The sequence below is a fragment of the Staphylococcus kloosii genome (assembly GCF_003019255.1).
GTDB classification, from domain to species: Bacteria; Bacillota; Bacilli; order Staphylococcales; family Staphylococcaceae; genus Staphylococcus; species Staphylococcus kloosii.
This window is the reverse complement of record NZ_CP027846.1, coordinates 1787389-1809947: the sequence shown is the minus strand read 5'-3', so window position 1 is coordinate 1809947 and position 22559 is coordinate 1787389. Positions and strand designations below refer to the sequence as shown.

Annotated in this window: 19 protein-coding genes and 1 pseudogene; 15 read left to right on the top strand and 5 right to left on the bottom strand. The window is 32.2% G+C overall.

The window, feature by feature from the left end; all coding sequences use genetic code 11:
• The first annotated feature begins 185 nt into the window (after positions 1-185).
• The 3 genes from C7J89_RS09045 (at position 186) to C7J89_RS09035 (ending at position 4061) form a co-directional block, all read left to right on the top strand.
• Positions 186-1646: a glutamine transporter AlsT gene (locus C7J89_RS09045; protein WP_103295982.1), complete on the top strand. Its 1461-nt coding sequence runs from the start codon at positions 186-188 to the stop codon at positions 1644-1646.
• 138 nt (positions 1647-1784) lie between these two features.
• Entirely contained in the window at positions 1785-2630 is an 846-nt protein-coding gene (locus C7J89_RS09040; protein ID WP_103295981.1) for a PRD domain-containing protein, read from the top strand.
• Positions 2631-2831: 201 nt separating this feature from the next.
• Positions 2832-4061, top strand: a complete 1230-nt coding sequence (locus tag C7J89_RS09035; protein ID WP_103295980.1) for an AI-2E family transporter — start codon at positions 2832-2834, stop codon at positions 4059-4061.
• A 209-nt stretch (positions 4062-4270) separates the two neighbouring features.
• On the opposite strand, the pseudogene C7J89_RS09030 reads toward C7J89_RS09035, so the two are convergent.
• Positions 4271-5404, bottom strand: a pseudogene (locus tag C7J89_RS09030) (IS1182 family transposase); the annotation flags it as partial.
• A gap of 516 nt (positions 5405-5920) precedes the next feature.
• On the opposite strand from C7J89_RS09030, the gene mprF reads away from it, so the two are divergent.
• Positions 5921-8458, top strand: coding sequence for a bifunctional lysylphosphatidylglycerol flippase/synthetase MprF (gene mprF / locus C7J89_RS09025; RefSeq protein ID WP_103295963.1), 2538 nt, complete (start codon positions 5921-5923; stop codon positions 8456-8458).
• Positions 8459-8788: 330 nt separating this feature from the next.
• On the opposite strand, the gene msrA is transcribed toward mprF, so the two are convergent.
• A complete protein-coding gene (gene msrA / locus C7J89_RS09020; RefSeq protein ID WP_103295962.1) occupies positions 8789-9292 on the bottom strand; it encodes a peptide-methionine (S)-S-oxide reductase MsrA in 504 nt (167 codons plus the stop codon).
• 139 nt (positions 9293-9431) lie between these two features.
• Here msrA and C7J89_RS09015 point away from each other — a divergent pair, with 139 nt between their 5' ends.
• Positions 9432-10415 carry an LCP family protein gene (locus C7J89_RS09015; protein WP_103295961.1) on the top strand — a complete coding sequence of 328 codons (984 nt, stop codon included), beginning with the start codon at positions 9432-9434 and terminating at the stop codon, positions 10413-10415.
• Between the two features lie 73 nt (positions 10416-10488).
• Here the strand turns inward: C7J89_RS09015 and C7J89_RS09010 are convergent, their stop codons facing one another.
• The gene (locus C7J89_RS09010; RefSeq protein WP_061854743.1) at positions 10489-10674 is read right to left on the bottom strand and encodes a 2-hydroxymuconate tautomerase; all 186 of its coding nucleotides are present in this window, start codon (positions 10672-10674) and stop codon (positions 10489-10491) included.
• 232 nt (positions 10675-10906) lie between these two features.
• On the opposite strand from C7J89_RS09010, the gene C7J89_RS09005 reads away from it, so the two are divergent.
• The gene (locus C7J89_RS09005; RefSeq protein WP_061854742.1) at positions 10907-12169 is read left to right on the top strand and encodes a Y-family DNA polymerase; all 1263 of its coding nucleotides are present in this window, start codon (positions 10907-10909) and stop codon (positions 12167-12169) included.
• Between the two features lie 35 nt (positions 12170-12204).
• Here C7J89_RS09005 and C7J89_RS09000 read toward each other — a convergent pair whose 3' ends face one another.
• Positions 12205-12765, bottom strand: coding sequence for an Ada metal-binding domain-containing protein (locus tag C7J89_RS09000; RefSeq protein ID WP_142381019.1), 561 nt, complete (start codon positions 12763-12765; stop codon positions 12205-12207).
• Positions 12766-12901: 136 nt separating this feature from the next.
• Between C7J89_RS09000 and C7J89_RS08995 the strand changes: the two genes are divergently transcribed.
• The gene (locus C7J89_RS08995; protein ID WP_103295959.1) at positions 12902-13402 is read left to right on the top strand and encodes a methylated-DNA--[protein]-cysteine S-methyltransferase; all 501 of its coding nucleotides are present in this window, start codon (positions 12902-12904) and stop codon (positions 13400-13402) included.
• A 66-nt stretch (positions 13403-13468) separates the two neighbouring features.
• On the opposite strand, the gene C7J89_RS08990 is transcribed toward C7J89_RS08995, so the two are convergent.
• Positions 13469-14560: a prephenate dehydrogenase gene (locus tag C7J89_RS08990; RefSeq protein WP_061854739.1), complete on the bottom strand. Its 1092-nt coding sequence runs from the start codon at positions 14558-14560 to the stop codon at positions 13469-13471.
• A gap of 131 nt (positions 14561-14691) precedes the next feature.
• On the opposite strand from C7J89_RS08990, the gene C7J89_RS08985 reads away from it, so the two are divergent.
• The 8 genes from C7J89_RS08985 (at position 14692) to trpA (ending at position 22555) form a co-directional block, all read left to right on the top strand.
• A complete protein-coding gene (locus C7J89_RS08985) occupies positions 14692-15729 on the top strand; it encodes a M42 family metallopeptidase (RefSeq protein ID WP_103295958.1) in 1038 nt (345 codons plus the stop codon).
• 514 nt (positions 15730-16243) lie between these two features.
• On the top strand, positions 16244-17650 hold the full coding sequence (locus tag C7J89_RS08980; RefSeq protein ID WP_103295957.1) for an anthranilate synthase component I: 1407 nt from the start codon (positions 16244-16246) through the stop codon (positions 17648-17650).
• Positions 17647-18261, top strand: a complete 615-nt coding sequence (locus C7J89_RS08975; protein ID WP_103295956.1) for an anthranilate synthase component II — start codon at positions 17647-17649, stop codon at positions 18259-18261. Before C7J89_RS08980 ends, C7J89_RS08975 begins: the two co-directional genes overlap by 4 nt.
• On the top strand, positions 18212-19225 hold the full coding sequence (gene trpD / locus C7J89_RS08970; RefSeq protein WP_103295955.1) for an anthranilate phosphoribosyltransferase: 1014 nt from the start codon (positions 18212-18214) through the stop codon (positions 19223-19225). Before C7J89_RS08975 ends, trpD begins: the two co-directional genes overlap by 50 nt.
• A complete protein-coding gene (gene trpC / locus C7J89_RS08965) occupies positions 19209-19991 on the top strand; it encodes an indole-3-glycerol phosphate synthase TrpC (RefSeq protein ID WP_103295954.1) in 783 nt (260 codons plus the stop codon). The genes trpD and trpC overlap by 17 nt, the downstream gene beginning before the upstream one ends.
• Positions 19988-20626 carry a phosphoribosylanthranilate isomerase gene (locus tag C7J89_RS08960; RefSeq protein WP_103295953.1) on the top strand — a complete coding sequence of 213 codons (639 nt, stop codon included), beginning with the start codon at positions 19988-19990 and terminating at the stop codon, positions 20624-20626. Before trpC ends, C7J89_RS08960 begins: the two co-directional genes overlap by 4 nt.
• Positions 20619-21827, top strand: a complete 1209-nt coding sequence (gene trpB, locus C7J89_RS08955; RefSeq protein ID WP_061854732.1) for a tryptophan synthase subunit beta — start codon at positions 20619-20621, stop codon at positions 21825-21827. Before C7J89_RS08960 ends, trpB begins: the two co-directional genes overlap by 8 nt.
• Positions 21827-22555: a tryptophan synthase subunit alpha gene (gene trpA / locus C7J89_RS08950; protein ID WP_103295952.1), complete on the top strand. Its 729-nt coding sequence runs from the start codon at positions 21827-21829 to the stop codon at positions 22553-22555. Before trpB ends, trpA begins: the two co-directional genes overlap by 1 nt.
• Positions 22556-22559 lie beyond the last annotated feature (4 nt).

The window sequence follows — 22559 nt, the reverse complement described above, 5'->3', positions numbered from 1 at the left end:
AATAAAAACATTATAGATATTTAAATGTAGTCAACATAAATTAGAGGTTTATAGTGAAATACCACAAAATGCAATCAACAGTGTTTTTATAGCTACTGTTGATTGTCTATATTTTGTGAGTACTCATTATAAATCTCTATATACATATTTATAAAGTAATAATTAGCTAAGGAGGATTTAATACTTTGAGTGATTTTGATAGTTTAGTTCCCGGTTGGTTTAAAGTCATTATTGAGACCGGAAACGATTTAATTTGGTCGCAATATTTAATAGGTTTATTAATTACAGTTGGTATTTATTTTACAATCGGTTCAAAATTCGTCCAATTACGTTGGATTCCAGAAATGTTTCGTGCTATTGGTGAAAAACCGGAAACATTAGAAAATGGTAAGAAAGGTATTTCACCATTCCAAGCTTTCGCAATCAGTGCAGGTTCACGTGTAGGAACAGGAAATATCGCTGGTGTGGCTACAGCTATCGTACTTGGTGGTCCAGGTGCAGTATTCTGGATGTGGCTAATTGCATTTATCGGAGCAGCAAGTGCTTTTATCGAGGCAACATTAGCGCAAGTTTATAAAGTTCCAGATAAAGATGGTGGTTTCCGTGGTGGACCAGCTTATTACATAACTAAAGGTTTAAATCAAAGATGGTTAGGTATCGTCTTTGCAATATTAATTACTGTAACTTTTGCTTTTGTATTTAATACAGTTCAGTCTAATACAATTGCTGAATCTTTAAATACGCAATATAACGTTAGTCCCGTCGTTACTGGTTTAGTTTTAGCAGTATTTACGGCTATCATTATTTTTGGTGGTGTACGTAGTATCGCTAGAATTTCTTCAGTAATCGTGCCAGTTATGGCGATTATCTATATTGGTTTAGTATTGGTTATCTTAATAATGAATTATGACCAAATCATTCCAATGATTATGACAATTATTAAAAGTGCTTTTGGCGTGCAACAAGTAGGTGGTGGTGCAGTTGGTGCCGCTATTTTACAAGGTGTAAAACGTGGTTTATTCTCAAACGAAGCCGGTATGGGTTCTGCACCTAATGCTGCCGCAACTGCTGCTGCGCCTCACCCTGTAAAACAAGGTCTTATTCAATCATTAGGTGTATTCTTCGATACAATGCTTGTATGTACATCTACTGCAATCATGATCTTATTATATAGTGGTTTGAAATTCGGAGATAGTGCACCTCAAGGTGTGCAAGTAACTCAATCTGCATTAAATGAACACTTAGGTAGTGCAGGTGGTATTTTCTTAACAGTAGCTATTACGCTATTTGCTTATTCATCAGTTATCGGAAACTATTATTATGGTCAATCAAATATCGAATTTTTATCAAAAAATAAAGTTGTTTTATTTATATTCAGATGTTTAGTTGTCGTGTTAGTATTTGTCGGTGCTGTAGTTAAAACACAAACTGTTTGGGATACAGCCGATTTATTTATGGGATTAATGGCTATTGTCAACTTAATTTCGATAATTGGTTTATCTAACATTGCACTTGCTGTAATGAGAGATTATCAAGCACAACGTAAAGCAGGTAAGAAACCAGTATTCAAACCAGAACAATTAGAAATCAATTTATTTGGTATTGAAAGCTGGGGCATGAATAAAAAAGATAAATCATTATATTGATATGTTTGAACTACAAGATAGTTATTATTACTATCTTGTAGTTTTTTTCTTTCTACGCGTTAATTCATACAAAATTAAACTTTTCTTTTAATGCCTTTCCATATATAATCTTATTGATATTAAAGAAAGGTGAAAAGCATGGACCATTACCTTATAAAAAAATCTTTAAACAACAATGTTATTATTTGCAGCATCGAAGACCAAGAAGTAATTTTAATCGGTAAAGGTATAGGCTTTAATAAAAAGCCGGGGATGTATGTTAAACAACCTCAATCAATTGAAAAAGTATATAAATTAGTTCAACAATCACATCTGAGTCATTATAAGGCGCTCGTCTCAATGACTGATGATTATACTTTGCAGGCTATTATTGAAGCAGTAAATATAATTACAAATTCAAAATTGATTATCGATGATGAAAAATTAGTAGTTAGTTTAACGGATCATATTATTTTTGCATATAAACGTATTCAACAACAGCAATATATTACGAATCCTTTTGTGTCAGAAATAAAGCATTTGTACAATGCAGCATATATTATCGCTGAAAGAGTAATAGCAAGACTTAATGAGGCTCTAAATATAACATTTCCTGAAGATGAAATTGGGTTTATAGCTTTACACATCGCTTCGAATACGGAAATGTTATCATTGAGAGAAATGACGATTATTAATGAATTAATAAATAAGGCGACATTTATTATAGAACATGATTTACAATTTGAAATAGATAGACAATCATTAAAATATCAACGTTTTATTAGGCATATCCATTTTCTAATCAGGCGTATTCAACGTAATGAGCGTGAACGTTGCTCACATATTGTTGATGAATTACTAAAGTCTCATTATTCATTGTGTTATAACATTGCTTTAAAAGTCATGAAGATGTTGCAGCAAGAATTGGATAATAAAATTTATGAGAGTGAGATAGTCTTTTTAACATTACATATTTATCATTTTATGCATCATAGTGAATCATAATAGTTGCTGCTATAAAAAGTGTTATTTTATGCTTTTCGTTTAAACTTAAACTTTAGCATTGCTATTAATGTAAAATATGTTTAGTATTTCTGTCATGTGATATTATTGATAATAGTATTTAATGGGAATATCAATATTTATATTAAATATTTTCAAGTCGTATACAAACGACATCAATACAAGTAAGGTATGGTGAATTTTATGTCGAATGAAGAAAAAGTAAATAATGAAAGTAAGTCCAAAAATAAAATGAACTTAAACTTTACTGAAACACGTTTTATGAAGTTTTTAGGCGGTAAAGATTTAATTTTTGGCTTAAGTATGTTGATTTTAATTGGTATCGTTATATTTATATTTGATCAAGTATCTTATATATTTAAACCATTTATCATCGTATTTAATACTATTGTGGCTCCGATTATTGTGTCTTTAATTTTGTTCTATTTATTTAATCCTATCGTTAATTTGATGGAACGCTACAATATTCCTCGTGTATGGGGTGTATCAATTTTATTTTTAGTAATTATAGGGATCATCACACTAGTAGTGAATTTACTTATACCTTTAATTGGAGTTCAGGTAAAAAGTTTTGGTCACAATTTCCCACATTACGTGAGCAAAGTAAATCAGTTTTTTGATAGTGTAACGAAATATTCTATCGTGGCGGATTATCATAACCAGATTCAAAGCCATTTAACATCACTTTCTAAAAAAATCCCAAATATGATTTCGGATTACACAAATGGCTTTAGTTCAAAAATCAAAAACTTTGCAGAAACTTTAGTAAACGTTGGTGTAGTAATTGTAACAACGCCATTCGTCCTATTCTTTATGTTAAAAGATGGGCATCGTTTCAAAGAATTTTCAACAAATATTATACCGCCAAAATTTAGAAAAGATTATCATGACTTATTAGAAAAAATGAGCGTGCAAGTTGGTTCATATATTCAAGGTCAAATTATCGTGTCATTTTGTATTGGTATTTTATTATTCATTGGTTATTCAATCATCGGTTTAGATTACAGTTTAGTACTTGCAAGTATTGCCGCTGTAACAAGCGTAGTGCCGTATTTAGGACCAACAATTGCTATTTCGCCAGCAATTATCATTGCACTAATAACATCGCCTATAATGCTCTTAAAGCTTATTATCGTATGGACAGCAGTGCAATTTATTGAAGGTCACTTTATTTCACCTAACATTATGGGTAAAACATTAAAAATCCATCCGTTAACAATTATCTTTATATTATTAAGTGCAGGTAACTTGCTAGGTGTTGTTGGTGTTATTTTAGGTATCCCAGCATACGCAATATTAAAAGTACTTGTATCACATATTTACTTCTTATTTAAACGTCGCTATAACAAATATTATAGTGATGATGCTGGTGAATATGAGTTCAAAGACGACGAAAAAGAATTTATTAGATAGTTAAATCGAAGTAAAAAGGGTCCGGGACAGAAATATTCTAGAAAGTAAAAATACAGTGGAAATTCATTAGTAAAATTGAATTTCCACTGTATTTCATTTTTAAAGTCTTTTTGGTAGCTCTTAGAGCTACCATTTTTCTTATAATGGTTGCCATTAAGGCAATTTCAAGTTCGCGTTTTACTTTGGATTCCCCCCGTAATGACATATCTTATTTCATCGTAAGTCCAATTTTGAGTGTTAAATGCATTTTCTTTATATAGCTTCGTTTGTTCTTTTAGATACATAGTATATGTTATGAGTGGTGTTCGATTAAACGAATCTAATACATTTTTATAGTTTTCTTCACTACCATAACCAGCATCTGCAACAATGTACTCAGGTAAATCAAAATAGTTATTTTTGATGTTATTTAAAAACGGGATTAAAGTTCTAGTATCTGTGGGATTCGGGAAAATATCATATGATAAAACGAACTGTGAGTTTGTAGCGATTTGTAAATTATAACCTGGTTTCAATTGCCCATTCATCATATGATCGTCTTTCATTCTCATGAAAGTTGCATCATGGTCAGTTTTGGAATAGCTATTTCTTTCACCTAATATTTCTAATTGTTTTTTATATTTAACCTGTTTGTCTATATTATCACTTAAAGATTTCTTAGTCCTATTTATCTCACTTCTTTTTGTACGTAATGCTTTTCGTTCTTTTACATCTTCTGTGCACGAAATCTCATCATCTAAATCTTCGATTTTTTGTTCTAATGTATTTTCTAAATCTTTCAATGTATTAATAGAAATTTCATCGTTTTCTTCTTCATTTAATTCTGGAATCACTTCATTAATAATTGCGTTTCGATATGTTTCTTTAGATTGTTCTATTACTTTACTATTATATCTTTCAGTGTTTTTTCTCCACACAAATGTATACTTGTTAGCACTTGCTTCAATCTTAGTACCATCTATGTATAGACTATGCTCATCAATAAGATTAAGTTCCACCAATTGAGTTCTAAAATTAATAAACAATGATTGGAGTAATTTATCCATAATTGGGTTAATTCTAAAGCGATTTATTGTTCCATAAGAAGGTGTTTGGTTCTGTGATAACCACATCATACGTATACTATCTTTAAGAAGGCTTTCTATCCTTCTTCCAGAAAAAACAGATTGTGTATAAGAATAAAGTATGATCTTTAACATTAATTTAGGGTGATAAGAAGATGCACCACGTGAGTGTTTAAGTTCGTAGAATGTTTCATTAGGTATAGTCTCTACAATTTGATTTACATAATGTGCAATATCATTTTCTGGAATCAATACTTCAATATTTAGTGGTAGAATTATTTGAGATTTGTTATATTTTTTACATAAGGCATCTCGTTAATTTGGTTTTTGTCGTGATTAATTAAATTATACGAGCGTGCTTTATTTTTTTTGTATAAAATTGGAAGTTTGTAGCGATTTTGTAAAGTGCTGACGCCTAAGGGAATCGTATGAGTGAGAGACTACAGGCTCGAGCCATACCCTAGGCAAGCATGCACGAACAAAATCGTAGATTATAAAAAATAACACCTCATTTTTACTGAATAAATCAGTAGAATGAGGTGTTATTTAATTCGAGTTAAGAATTATGTCCCAAGCATTTCTTTTTGTCGTATAATTGTTTGCTGTCTAAGATTTATTGATATTTATATATTAATAAAAAAATAATTTGTATAGATTTTTTTGACAAATTTAAATTAATAGTAATATGTGTGTATATAACAATTTTGTTAGAAGTCGGTTTTATATACACACAACTAAGATTATGTGCTATATTTTTTATAAATTATAAGAATGACTGAGGGCTGAAGGATAATTATGACTAAAGAGCTAAGAAGTAAAATTTTCACGATACTTAAAGTAATATTCGCTATAGTATTACTCGTTATCGTTGTTTTTAACTTGCATAAAGAACTAGTAAACATTAATTTCAAACAAACATTTATCGCATTTGGTAAAATTGATCGTTTTTGGTTAGTGTTACTATTTTTAAGTGGTGGAGCATCAATGATTATTTTATCCATCTATGATGTTATTTTAAATAAATCACTTAAAACATCGATGTCTATTTGGAAAACCATTCGTATTGGTTATATTATTAATGCCTTCAATGCCGTTATTGGCTTTGGTGGCTTTATCGGTGCAACTGTCAGATATTTGGTGTACAAGAATTATACAAATGAGAAAAAATATTTAGTTCAAACGATCTCTGTTGTATTAATATCTATGTTAACAGGGTTAAGTTTGTTGTCTATATTTGTTGTGATTCATATTTTCAATGTACAACATTTATTTGAGTCATTCCCTTGGGTTAAATGGGCGCTTTACGTCGTAGCTTTATTTTTACCAATTTTTATTATTTTCACGATAGCTAAACCTGTTCAAGCAAAGCAGAAATTTTTAGGCTTATATTGCACATTAGTATCTAGCTGTGAATGGTTTGCTGCCGCCTTAGTTTTATATTTAGCACTGCTTATCGTAAATGTACATGTACCATTCAATGTTTTTATGGGCGTCTTTATTATTGCCGCAATTTCAGGATTAGTAAGTTTTATTCCGGGTGGTTTTGGTGCTTTTGATTTAGTTATTATTTTAGGTTTAAAATCTTTAAATATTGGAGAAGAAAAAATTGTCTTAGCGTTGCTATTATATCGTTTTGTTTATTATTTCTTCCCATTACTTATTGCATTAATTTTATCTATCTTTGAATTTAAAACGACAGCAAGACGTTATTTTGAGGATTCTAAAATTTTTGTGCCTATGCAAGATTTTGGCTCTCTATTTAAGTCATATCAAAAAGATTTTTTATCACGCATTCCATCATTCGCGATTGCAATTTTGCTATTCTTTACAAGTATTCTATTCTTTTTAAATAATATTACTATTATTTATGATGGCTTGTATGCCACTAATCATTATGTATATTATATTATCGTTTCTGTGCATACATGTGCTTGTTTATTACTATTTTTAAATGTGATAGGCGTTTATAGTTTATCTAAAAGGGCGATTTTATTTTCAATTATTTCGTTATTGTTAATTGCCTTAGTAACGATATACACATATGCCTCATTTATCTTATTAACATGGTTAGCAGTTATGTTTGTATTGCTTGTCGTGTTTTATAAGCGTTCTAAAATATTAAAAAGAAAATTCAGTTATGTGAAACTAATTTATATGTTTTTAATTAGCGGTTGTGTGCTATTTGTTAATCATATTGTAATTTATCAAACACTTCATACGTTGGACGTTTATAAATTAGAAGTGGATACTTCAATTTTAAGATATTATTTCTGGATAACTGTGTTAGTTATTGCAATTTTCGTAGGTGGTATCGTTTGGTACTTTGAAAGTAAAATTAAGCTTAAAGAGAATTATCAAGAATTTTCAGTATGTGAAAATATTGTTGAAACATACGGTGGGAACTATTTAAGTCATTTAATGTATAGTGGCGATAAGCAATTTTTCGTCGATGATAGCCAACAAGCTTTTTTAATGTACCGTACGATTAATAATGCTTATGTCATTTTAGGTGATCCAATTGGAGACGAGAAAACCTTTAATAGTCTACTCATTGATTTTTACAGTAATGCGCATTATATCGGCTATGATATTATTTTCTATCAAGTTTCAGAAAAATATTTATCGTTATATCATAATTTTGGCAATCAATTTTTCAAATTAGGTGAAGAAGCATTGATTGATTTAGCAACATTTACGACTGCTGGTAAAAAACGACGTGGTTTACGTGCGACATTGAATAAGTTAAGTGATATGAATATGACTTTTGAAGTGTTGATACCACCATTTAATAGCACGTTGTTAAATTCTTTAAAAGAAATTATTAACAATTGGTTAGAAGGGCGTCAAGAGATGCATTTTTCGGTAGGTTCTTTTACTGAAGACTATTTAAATAAAGCACCTATTGGTATTATTAGAGATGAATCCCAACAGCCAATAGCATTTTGTAGCGTTATGCCAACTTATTATAAAGAAACAATTTCGGTGGATTTAATTCGTTGGGACCCAGAGATAGAATTACCGCTTATGGATGCGTTGTACTTACACATGCTGTTATGGTCTAAAGAACAAGGATATAAACGTTTTAATATGGGCATGGCCACATTATCAAATGTAGGGCAGGTACCATTCTCATATACTGGCGAACGTATTGCAGGCCGTGTATTTGAACATTTTAATGGTTTATATCGCTTCCAAGGTTTACGTCGATATAAGGAAAAATTCAAACCTGAATGGGAAGCAAGATTTTTAGTGTATCGTAAGCATCGTTCACTATGGTTAAGTATGTTAAAAGTTATGCGTGTTATTCGTAAAAAACCTAAAAATTTAAACTAGTTCTATAGAAAAGCAGAGAAACGTGCTTAAAGTTATACACGTTTCTCTGCTTTTATCATTGCTTACGTAATAATGTTTGTACAGAATACTATCATTAAATTTAACTATAATAAACTAACTATATGAAGTTTGCCTAACCATTTGATAGGTTGGCATACGCATAATATATCAATTATAGAAATCGTTTTCAACACCGTTATTAAAGGTGTTTTGAATATATTGTAACATTTTATCATTTAGTGGTTATTTATATATTTTTTGGTAAAAATTAAATTTTATGTGACACAAAGAAGGTAACCAATTGTTATTTTTGGCTACCTTCTTTATGCATTAATTATTGTATTTTTGTCGTTGTTCTTGTTCTTCAGCATAGCGTTCTGGATTTTTCTTATAAAAGTCTTGATGATAGTCTTCAGCTTTATAAAACGGCGTAGCAGGCAAAATTTTAGTGGCAATAGCTTTGTCTTTATCTATTGTATTTTTCATTTGCTCTATATATGCTTTTGCTTGTTGCTGTTGATGATCATTTGTATAAAAAATTGCCGTTTGGTATTGAGAACCTCTGTCCTGAAATTGACCGCCATCATCTGTAGGATCAATGACTGAGAAAAAGATTTCTAATAATTTATTATAAGAAAATAACGCGACATCATATTCGATTTCAATCGTTTCATAATGACCAGTTTTACCTGTTTTTACTTGCTCATAAGTTGGATTTTCAACATGACCACCCATGTACCCTGAAGTTACTTTTTCTATCCCTTCAAATGTATCAAAAGGTTTCACCATGCACCAAAAGCAACCTCCGGCGAAATACGCCTTATTTATATTCATGTTTAACATCCTTTCGTATTGGCCCTAAGTCTGATTTATTTAGAAAGTACTTGATTTTTACACAAATTTTATATAACTTTAATATGTATTAATTATAGTACATAGATTCGTAATTTTGAAGATATAAGGTTGATAATATATGAGCGAAGATAAGCATAAGACAGAGATAAGCAATGAAGAAACATCGCACACGCCTCCGCCGAGGCGCACAAAAAAGAAAAAGAAAGTTAGAAAATTACCTTTTATTATTTTAATTATTGTAATTGTTCTTGCCATTTTAATTGGGTATGCAGTACATGGTTATAATTCAGGTATTCAATACGCCAAAAATCATGGGAAAACTTTAAAACAGCATAAATTTAATGGTGCTGCTAAAAATGATGGAAAAATTACAATCATGGTACTAGGAGCAGATAAGGAACAAGGTGGTATTTCTAGAACTGACTCCATTATGATTGCCCAATATGATTATATTCATAAAAAGATGAAAATGATGTCTGTTATGCGTGATATATATGCAGATATTCCTGGTCATGGTAAACATAAGATTAATTCTGCTTATTCAATTGGTGGTCCAGAATTATTAAGACAAACATTGAAAAAGAATTTAGACATTGACCCAGAATATTATGCCATTTTAGACTTTACTGGATTTGAAAAAATGATAGATGAGTTAGAACCTAATGGTGTGCCAATAGATGTCGAGAAAGATATGTCGGCTAACATTGGCGTATCATTAAAAAAAGGTGAACATAAATTAAATGGTAAAGAATTACTTGGTTACGCACGTTTCAGACACGATGCTGAAGGAGACTTTGGTCGTGTACGACGTCAGCAACAAGTTATGCAGACCTTGAAGAAACAATTAGTTAGTCCGGGTACTTTACCTAAATTACCGAAAGTGGCTGGTATTTTAAGAGGTTACTTAAATACAAACATGCCAGATTCTGCTTTAATTCAAACTGGATTGAATTTTGGTTTACGTGGCGATAAAGATGTAAAATCTAAAACGTTACCTATTCAAAATTCGTACCAAGATTATCAATCTCCAACAGATGGTAGTGCTTTACAAATAGATAAAGCAGCGAATAAAAAAGCAGCTAAAGCGTTTTTGAATAACTAATAAAACCCGAGTTACAGTGTTGAGTACTGTAGCTCGGGATTTTTTATTTGTATGTAACAACAGTTGTTAAATATTATTGATCTGCTTTTCTTACGCCAGCTACACCATAGTGAGCAGCTTTCATTTCTTCAATAACAACATGGATTGCATTTTTGTCTGCGCCCGTCGTTTTTTCTACAGCATTTGTTACTTCTGATACTAAATCTTTAAGTTGTTCGTCTGAACGACCTTCTAATAATTTCACGTTGACAATCGGCATATAAAAGCCTCCTTTTTATGAGTTGAACAAAGTATAGCACGAATTAGTTTAGAACTTAATCCAAAAAAATAATAGATTAATATTAAATAGCGTTAGTTTATTATTATGTCTACTTTTTTAACGTTTATTACCATTAATTTAGAATTTGTTGGCAAATTACTATTTGATTTATGGGAGGAAATATTTTATAATTTAACCGAACACACGTTCTGTTTTGTGGGAGGTTAGTTATATGTATGATTATAATTTGTTAGAAGAGAGAGATGTTTTGTGTATCGACCAAAAGAGTTTTTTTGCGAGTGTCTCATGCTTACAAAAGGGATTGGATCCAATGGAAACTAAATTAGCAGTCGTCGCTGATACCAAACATCAAGGGTCAGTTGTTTTAGCTGCGACACCTGCATTAAAGGCATTAGGTATTAAAACTGGATCAAGATTATTTGAAATACCACATCGAAATGATATTTATATTATTAATCCAAGTATGAGAAAATATTTAGAGGTTTCTGTGAAAATTTCACAAATTGCATTACGTTATATCCCACCGGAAGATTTACATCAATATAGCATTGATGAGTTTTTTATGGATGTCACGGATAGTTATCATAGATTTAGTACGACCATACGTTCATTTTGCGAGAGATTACAAAAAGAAATAAAAGCAGAAACGGGCATTGACTGTACTATAGGAATAGGCTCAAATGTTTTATTGAGTAAGGTGGCGATGGATATTGAGGCCAAACATACTGAAGATAAGATAGCAGAATGGCGATATCAAGATATTCCACATAAATTATGGCCTATTCGACCATTAAGCGAATTTTGGGGGATCAATAGACGAACTGAAAAGAAATTAAATAAAAGAGGTATTTTTACGATTGGAGATTTAGCCAATTATCCTTATCAATATTTAAAAAGAGATTTAGGAATTGTAGGCGTTGATTTACATTTACACGCGAATGGTATTGACCATAGTAAAATTAGAGAAAAATATACTGCTGGTAATCCATCAATATGTAAGAGTCAAATTTTGATGCGTGATTATAAATACGAGGAAACAAAAGTTGTCATGAAAGAGTTGATTGAGGATGTAGCGAGCCGTGTGAGGGCACGCAATCAATTAGCGCGCACGATTCATTTTTCTTTTGGTTACAGTGATGAAGGTGGCGTAAGTAAGCAATATACGTTAGGCTCACCAACAAATCTAGAAAATGACATCATTGCTGTCGTTGATAAATTTGCTGATCAATTATGTGATAAATCAGCATTGTATCGTACCCTAAGCATTTCTCTGACAAATTTTGTAGATGAGCACAATAGACAGTTAGACTTGTTTATTGATGAATATGAACGTAGACGAACTGAAAAATTAGCTAAAACAATCGATAATTTGCATAATAAGTATGGTAAAGGCATTGTTTCAAGGGCAGTATCATATACGGATGCAGGAACAAAACATGGTCGTCTAGGTCTAATGGCTGGACATAAGATGTAATAATAGACGTACAAAGGTTAGCCTTGCGACAAAAATTATAACTTAGTATATTGCTGACGAAATTTATGTGGTGTGAGTTGAAAATAGAGTTTGAATTTCTTTATAAACTGAGAAGCAGTTTTATAACCAACAGCTAGTGCAATAGTATTTAAATCTAACGTTTGATCGGCTAATAATTTTTTAGCTTCAGTGGTTCTGACAAGATGCAAATAATCCATGATTGTCATTCCTTCTAAGTCTTTAAATACTCTAGATAGATGATAAAGAGAGCCATGGCAATGATTGGCCAACTCCTCTAACGATACAGGTTGGTGGTAATGGCGAATGATGTAATTTTTAATTTGTATACACCATTCTTCTTTATCGGTAAAATGACCTGTCGGATTACATTTTTTACAAGGTCTATAACCAGCTGCTATAGCATCATTATAATCGTTATACAGCGTTACGTTTTCTTTCACGGGTAATTTGGCAGAACATGATGGTTTACAGAAAATCATCGTAGATTTAACAGCATAAATAAACTGATCGTCGGCATTGCTATTATTATTCTTTATATCATTCCATCTCGATTGTGTAAGATTAAGTTTACTCAATAATATCACCTCGCAAAAAGTGTAACATAAAATAATAGCCTAATCTTGCTCTTTAATTACTAAAACCATTAATACTAATGAGTTTTACAAACGATAATGTTAATATTTAGTAATTACAAAGTAGGGAGGAAGTAATATGCAAAAATTATATGCCGCGAAAATACAGTTTAATGATGTGTTTCTAAAAGTTTACGCCACACAGCGTGGATTAAGTTTTATCAGTACAATAGATAGTGATGAAATATTAAGTCAAACCATTCATGAAGAAGTAAATATCGAAGAAAATGAAGCGTATTTAACAACTTACTTGCAAGAACTGCGTCAATATTTTAATGGCACAAGACAAGTATTTGAATTCGCCATAGATATGGACTATCAGTACACTGAATTTCAACGGCAAGTATGGACGCAACTATTAAAAATTCCTTACGGTGAAACTCGAACATACAGTGAAATTGCAACAGCTATTGGTAGACCAAAGGCAATTAGAGCTGTTGCAACAGCAATTGCTAAAAATCCATTGTTAATCGTTATACCGTGTCACCGTGTTATAGGTAAAGACGGTCAGTTACGAGGGTATAGAGGTGGAGAGGCCATGAAAGAAAGACTGCTAACAATTGAAAAAGGGCAAAAATAAAAAAGGCTGGGGTGTCCAAAGGAGACCTCAGCCTTAACTTGTAGTGCAATTATTTAATGAACTTGATTATGCGATATAAGTTTCAAAATCACTCAATGCTTCAGCGCCTTGCTTTCTATCTTCAGGACTTTTAAAACTTACACGTAATGCGCCATAAATATCTTCGCGAACTTCTAATATTCTTATGTTGCTTATAGAAATATTATGTAAACTTAAGATACTTGTAACTTGGCTAATCATACCCGGTTTATCCGGAATATCAACATATAAATCATACTCGATAGATAGTGCACCTTGTGATTTAAGGGGTAATTCATCTCTGTATAATTTAGCATCATTGAAAAAATCATATAATGTTTCAGGATTATCTTCTTCTATTAACTCAATAATACTAGACATTTGATTTTTCCATTCTTTTAATAGTTTAAGAATTGTTGCTTTATTTTCAATGGTAATGTCGCGCCACATAATTGGATTACTACTAGCAATTCTAGTAATATCGCGGAAACCACCAGCCGCTAAAGTTTTTACTAAAGCGGAATCAGAAATATGATTGGCATTTAAGTGAACTAATGCAGATGCAATAATGTGTGGCACGTGGCTGACAATTCCAGTAACAAAATCATGTTCTTCGGCGTTAGTAGAAATAAATTTAGCATCTGTCGTCGACAATAATTGTTGGATTGTCGTTGCCGCTTCATCGTTTGCCGCTTCATTGTGCACTAAGATATAAAAAGCATTTTCAAATAAATGTTTTTTTGCATTTAACACGCCAGATTTATGACTACCAGCCATTGGATGACCACTAATTAAATGAATATGATGTGCTAATAAAAACGTTTCGTACTGTTGAATTGTTGATTTCGTACTACCTGTGTCTGTTACGATGACACCGTGCTTAGTATTGAAATCAGGCAATTCTTGTAAATATTTAATTGTTTGTTGAACAGGCGTAGCATAAATAATGATGTCAGCTTGTTCTACGCTAGCTTGGTAATCCGTTGCTTGATGATCGATAATACCAATAGACAATGCTTTATCTAATTGAGACGGATCTGCGTCATAAGCTGTGATTTCAATATCATCATGATAGTAACGTAAATTGCTAGCTAAGCTACCACCAATAAGGCCTAAGCCTACAAAAAGTATGTGTTTCATAATGTCGAAGCACCTCTGTCTAAGTTTTCAGAATAATAATAGTGTATAGTAGCCGCATTGAATATGCAATAAGTATCAATTTAAACGTTAAAAAGTTAAAATATAAATATAACATAAGGGGGTAAAGTGAAATGGCAAATTCAATTTTTGAAACAATATCACAGTTAACACAAATTAACAGTCCATCAGGTAATGCACAAAAAGCAATTGATTATGTTGCTTCACATGCAAAAAAATTAGGTTATCAAACTGAAATTACAAATAAAGGTGCGTTAATAATTACAGTAAAGGGTAGTAATGAACAGCAACAACGTTGTATTACTGCGCACGTCGATACGTTAGGCGCTATGGTAAAAGAAATTAAAGAAGATGGAAGATTAGCATTAAGTTTAATTGGTGGATTTCATTTTAATGCTATTGAAGGTGAATATTGTGAAATAGAAACGAGTAATGGCCAAACATATACTGGTACTATTTGTATGCATGAAACTAGCGTGCACGTCTATAGAAATAATAACGAAATTCCAAGAGATGCCGAACATATGGAAGTACGTCTAGATGAGAAAGTCAATAGTCAAGCAGAAACAGAGGATTTGGGCATAGCAGTGGGGGATTTCGTAAGCTTTGATCCACGTACAGTTGTAACGCAATCAGGTTATATTAAATCTCGACATTTAGATGACAAAGCTAGCGTTGCTATGATTATGGAATTGTTAGAGAAATTGAAAGCTGACAATACGACATTACCACATACAACACAATTTTATATTTCAAATAACGAAGAAATAGGTTATGGTGCAAACGCCTCTATCGACGACGAAATCGTTGAATACATCGCCTTTGACATGGGAGCATTAGGTGACGGCCAAACTTCAGATGAATATACGGTATCAATTTGTGCTAAAGATAGTTCGGGGCCATATCATAAATCCTTACGTGAACACTTAGTAAATTTATGTAAAATAAATGATATACCTTATAAAGTTGATATATATCCATATTATAATTCCGATGCTTCGGCAGCATTAAGAGCTGGCGCTAATATTCGACATGGACTATTTGGTGCAGGCATCGAGTCATCACATGCTATGGAACGTACACATATAGAATCATTAGAAGCTACAGCTCAATTATTATATGCATATTGCTTATCACCGATTAAAGAATAATAAACTTTTATTTGACAAATAAAAATAATCAGGTTATTATGCTAATTAATTACTTTTAAAGCAAAACATTTAAGAGAATTAAGTAGCACATAAACTTGTAGCACAAAGAAAGCTAATGGTTGATGGGAATTAGCACAACTTATGTGACGAATTGGGCTTTTAAATACAATATTATAATTTAAAGTGAACAATTATTGTTAACTAAGGTGGCACCACGGTAACGCGTCCTTACAGAAATGCGTTTATTGTGGTGTCTTTTTTATATTGATAAATAAAAATTAAAAATTAGCAAACAAAATGTAGTAGATTGTATTGAGTAGCTTGCAGAAAGTTAGTGGTTGATGAAAACTAACACTCATATAATTCGAAATTGGGTTTTGTTGAAGTAAAGTTAAATATTGATGATGAGAGAGTTTGATATTTAAATAATCAAACTAATACAGGTGGCACCGCGCGTCAGCGTCCTTATGAAAGTTAAGGATGTTGGCGTTTTTTTTATTAGGAGGGAAAAGTAATGCAAATAAAATTTAAAAAGTTAAATGCTGAAGTTACACCAGAAGCATTCGCTCGATTAAGAGATAAAAAAATCATCTTAGAAAGTGCAGATCAATCACAGCTTAAAGGTCGTTATTCATTCGTTATTTTTGATACTTATGGTTCATTAACTTTAGATAATGACACACTAAATATTCAAACTAAAGATAATAAAGTAGTGGAAAATGAACAGCCATATGCAAAAATGAAAGACTATATAGATCAATATAAAGCGGACGTTGAAGATGAAGAGTTACAAGATATTCCATTTGTTTCTGGCTTTGTTGGCTCTTGTAGTTTTGATTTAGTAAGACACGAATTCCCAATTTTACAACAAATCGCATTGCAAGATCACCGACAACACGATGCTCATTTTTACATGGTAGAAGATGTATACATTTTTGATCATTATAAAGAATATTTATATGTAGTAGCATCCAATCTATTTTCAAACCGTAGTGCAGATGAAATGGAAGAAAATATTAATCATAGAATTGCGGAATTAAAAGAATTATCAATTTATCCTGAAACAGTAAATTTTGAACAACAAGATAAAACAATCGAAACTAACATGACTGAACAATCGTTTATGGATACGGTAGCTTATTTAAAAACATTAATTCAACAAGGTGATATGTTCCAAGTCGTACCATCAATTATTTATAGTTACAAACATCGTTTTGACAATCAATTACAAACTTTAGCGTATCAAATGTATCAAAAGTTAAAACGTCAAAATCCAAGTCCTTATATGTATTTTATTAATATGGAAGAACCAATTATTGTAGGAAGTTCTCCTGAAAGTTTTGTTAAAGTACACGGAGATACAGTGATTACAAATCCTATAGCTGGAACAATTAAACGTGGGGCGACAAAGGAAGAAGACGTTGAAAATGAGCAGTTATTAATAAAAGATGAAAAAGAGTTAAGTGAACATAGTATGTTAGTAGATTTAGGTAGAAATGACATTCACAGAGTGAGCTTAGCAGGTACTTCAGAAATAAGAAAATTGATGGCAATTGAACGCTATGAACATGTTATGCATATCGTCAGTGAAGTGACAGGTAAATTAAAAGCTAACTATTCACCAATGTCAGTCGTTGCAAGTTTATTACCGACCGGTACAGTATCGGGAGCGCCAAAGTTAAGAGCAATACAAAGAATATATGAAGTACAACCAGAAAAAAGAGGCGTATATAGTGGTGGTATTGGTTACATTAACTGCAATCACGATTTAGATTTTGCATTAGCTATTAGAACGATGATGATTGACGATGAATACGTTAATGTTCAAGCAGGTTGTGGTGTCGTTTATGATTCAACGCCAGAAAAGGAACTAGCTGAAACGAAACTAAAAGCTAAAAGTTTATTGGAGGTATCGCCATGATTTTAGTAGTTGATAATTATGATTCTTTTACTTATAACTTAGTAGATATTATAGCGAAACAAAATGACGTCATCGTGAAATATCCTGATGACGAAGATGTTTATAACTTAGATGTAACAGCAGTGATTATTTCACCAGGACCAGGGCACCCGTTAGACAATAATCATTTATTAAATATAATAGAACATTGTAAAGATAAACCTATTTTAGGTGTTTGTTTAGGCGCGCAAGCATTAACGTGCTATTACGGTGGCAAAGTTATTCAAGGCGATGAAATAAAACATGGTAAAGTGGATAGCATGAAAATCATTAAAGATACAAATTTATACACAGGAGTGTCAGAATATTCTAACATTATGCGTTACCATTCATTAGTAAGTGATCCACAATCTTTACCGAGCGAATTAATCATTACAGGTGAAACACCGGATTGTATACAGTCATTTGAACATCGTACAAATAAACATTATGGCATTCAATACCATCCCGAATCGTTTGCTTCGGAATTTGGTGAACATATTATTAATAATTTCTTAACTATAGCAGGGGAGGTCAACCAAGATGGAACTATTAACAAAACTACAACAGCAAGACCCGCTAAATCAAACTGAAATGACAAACTTTATTCAGTTACTTATAGCTGATGATACTTCTGACGACAAAAAATTAGATATGTTACAACGTTTCTCGGCTAGGGAATTTACGCAAAGTGAACTCACTTTTATCTCTAGAAGTTTAATCAACAGTATGTACGATGAACAGCCACAATATAAAGGAAGCATTTGTGTCTGCGGTACGGGTGGAGATCGTTCAAATAGTTTTAATATCTCTACAACAGTTTCTTTTATCGTTGCAAGTGCAGGCGTGCCGGTCATTAAACACGGAAATAAAAGTGTGACATCTTCATCAGGTAGCACTGACTTGTTAAATGTGATGAATATTAAAACGCAAAAAGTGGAAGAAACAGCAGCATATATTGATGACAAAGGATTGGCATTTTTAAGTGCAACGGAAACTTATCCAATAATGAAAAACATTCAACCTATTAGAAAAATGATTACGACACCAACAATTTTTAATATTACGGGGCCGCTAATTAATCCGTTTAAATTAGATTATCAAGTCATGGGAGTTTACGACGCAACGAAACTTGATAAGATTGCTCAAACTTTAGCAGATTTAGGAAGAAAAAGAGCGATTGTCTTACATGGTGCAAACGGTATGGACGAAGCTACATTATCTGGAGAAAATATTATTTATGAAATATCAGACGGTATGATTAAAAATTACACATTAAACGCACAAGATTTAGGTTTAGAGTATGCGTCAAACGACCAATTAATCGGTGGCTCAGCAGAAGAAAACTTAACAATTACTTTAGATATATTAAGTGGTAAAGAACAATCAGCGAAAAGAGATGTCGCAATATTAAACGCTGGTATCGCACTATATGTGTCTGAACAAGTCGAAACGATACAAGCAGGCGTTGATAAAGCAAGAGAGTTAATTATTAATGGCGCAGCATTAGAACAATATAAAAAAATGGGAGGACAATTGTATGACTATTCTAGATGAGATTGTAGAATATAAAAGAGAATTATTAGCGAATGGCTATTATGACAAGAAATTAGAAGAGCTTAAAGAGGTAGACGTACATTCAAAGCCAACCTTTAAAGAGAGCATGGATAATTCAGAGGAGTTAGTCGTAATTTCTGAAATAAAATCCAAAAGTCCATCATTACCAGAATTACCACCTAAAGATTTAGAACAACAAGTTAGAGACTATGAAGCCAATGGCGCAAATGCCATATCTATTTTAACGGATGAAAAATACTTTGGTGGCAGTTATGAAAGATTACAAAGTCTAACGATACAAACAAATCTTCCAGTGTTATGTAAAGATTTCGTCGTGGATCCTATTCAAATCGACGTAGCAAAAAAAGCAGGGGCATCTATTATTTTATTAATCGTCAATGTTTTAACAGACGAACAATTAAGAGAACTTTATGATTATGCGCAATCTTTAAATTTAGAAGCATTAGTTGAAGTCCATGATAAAGAAGAATTAACACGTGCTTATAAATTAGATCCAGAAATTATTGGGGTTAATAATCGTGATTTAAAACGTTTTGTAACAGATGTCCAACATACCAATGAAATTTTAAAAGAACGTAAAGATGGTTATTATTACATTTCTGAAAGTGGCATTCATACAGTAGAGGACGTTGAATCGATTGTCGATTCTAAAATAGATGGTTTACTCATTGGTGAATCGTTAATGAAAAGCGATAACTTAAGCGAATTTTTACCTAGTTTAAAATTGAAAAAGGCTAAAGCATGAAATTAAAATTTTGTGGTTTTAGAACATTGCAAGATGTAAAGCTAGCTGAAAATTTAAACTGCGATGCATTAGGTTTCATTCATTACGCTGAAAGTAAACGTTTTGTTACTGTAGAAGAAATTCGCCATTTAACAGAAAGTATTCCAAATGATAAAGAAATTGTCGTGATTGTCGTTAACCCAACCATTGAACAAATTAACGATTTAGTAGCTGAAACTGCATTAACTGCAATTCAATTACATGGTATGGAATCTTTAGATTTAATAAAAGAAATACGTACTTTACATCCACAACTAAAAATTATTAAAGCATTACCAGCACAAGATGAAAATATATTGTTAGAACAATTAGCACTATATAACGATGATATAGATTTATTTATTATAGATACACCATCAAAAAACTACGGCGGTACTGGTAAACATTTTAATTGGGAAAAATTAAGTAATATTAAAGGTTATAACTTTTTAATAGCTGGTGGCATTAACTATGACAATATTAATAAAATTAACGAATTAGCGTTAAATCATAGCGGTTATGATATTGCTAGCGGTATAGAATCAAATGGCAGAAAAGATATAACTAAAATGCAAGATATTATTGAATTAGTAAAAGAGGGAGATAATAATGAATAAAAATATACAAACAGAAGCAGATGAATTTGGCTTTTTCGGCGAATATGGCGGCCAATATGTACCAGAAACTTTGATGCCAGCAATTATTGAATTAAAACAAGCTTATAAAGAGGCAAAAGAAGACCCATCATTTCAACAAGAACTTGACTATTATTTAAAAGATTATGTAGGCAGAGCAACGCCATTAACTTATGCAGATGCTTATACTAAAGAGCTAGGTGGCGCAAAAATTTACTTGAAGCGTGAAGATTTAAATCATACTGGTGCGCATAAAATAAATAATGCTTTAGGACAAGCATTACTAGCTAAACGTATGGGCAAGAAAAAACTAGTAGCTGAAACAGGTGCCGGTCAACATGGTGTAGCAAGCGCCACAGTTGCTGCATTGTTTGACATGGAATTGGTTGTATTTATGGGTAAAGAAGATATTCAAAGACAATCACTAAATGTTTTCCGTATGGAATTACTCGGTGCCAAAGTGGAATCAGTAGAAGAAGGTCAAGGAACATTGTCTGATGCGGTAAATAAAGCGTTACAATACTGGGTCAGTCACGTTGACGATACACATTATCTTTTAGGTTCTGCGTTAGGACCAGATCCATTTCCAACGATGGTAAGAGATTTTCAAAGTGTCATAGGAAATGAAATTAAAGAACAAATAACAACTGCTGAAGGACGATTACCAGACGCTGTTGTCGCTTGTGTTGGCGGAGGGTCAAACGCTATCGGAACGTTTTATCCATTTATTAAAGATGACGTAAAATTATACGGTGTTGAAGCAGCTGGTGAAGGTGAAGATACAGATAAGCACGCATTAGCAATCAATAAAGGTTCAGCAGGAGTCTTGCATGGTACAAAAATGTATCTTATTCAAGATGATAATGGTCAAGTGCAATTGGCACATTCTATATCTGCAGGCTTAGATTATCCGGGTGTAGGACCAGAACATTCATATTATCAGGATATAGGTAGAGTTCAATATCCGACAGCGAGTGATAAAGAAGCGATGGACGCATTAGTTAAATTCACTAAATTAGAAGGTATCATTCCAGCAATTGAAAGTGCACATGCGCTAAGTTACGTCGAAAAACTTGCACCACAAATGGCTAAAGACGAAATTCTTGTAGTTACAGTATCAGGTCGTGGTGATAAAGATATGGAAACGATAAGAAAGTATATGCAAGAGAGAGGTGAAGCTTAATGTCAAAACTATTTATACCTTATGTAATGGGGAACAAGAAGTTTATTCAAAATGTTAAAACATTAAGTGAAGCAGGCGCAGACATAATAGAAATAGGAATACCTTTTTCAGATCCGGTCGCAGATGGTCCCGTTATTATGGAAGCTGGAAATAAGGCGATACAAGAAGGCATGAACATTCAAATTATTTTGGATGAGTTAACAAAACATCAACAAGAAATTAATAGTGATTACGTATTAATGACTTATTATAATATTATTAATCATTATGGTGAGGATGCATTCTTTGCAGCTTGTGAGCACGCAGGCGTTTACGGGTTAATTATTCCAGACTTACCTTACGAATTAGTTGAACAAATTAAGGCGAGACATAAAGATAGTTCAGTGAAAGTCATTTCCTTAGTGGCGATGACTACAGCTGATGAAAGAATTAATAAAATTGCAGCGAGTGCCGAAGGTTTTATTTATACCGTAACGATGAATGCGACAACCGGAGAAAATGGTAAATTTCATCCACAATTAAAAGAAAAAATTCAACGTCTTAAAGAAATTGCCAACGTACCTGTGGTAGCTGGGTTTGGTATAAGAACACCGGACCATGTTTCAGATATTGCGGAAGTGGCAGATGGTGTAGTAATCGGTAGTGAAATTGTGAGACGTTTTGAAAATGACAATCTTGATAATACGGTTAACTATTTACAAAGTATACGAAACACGTTAGACCAATAAGCAT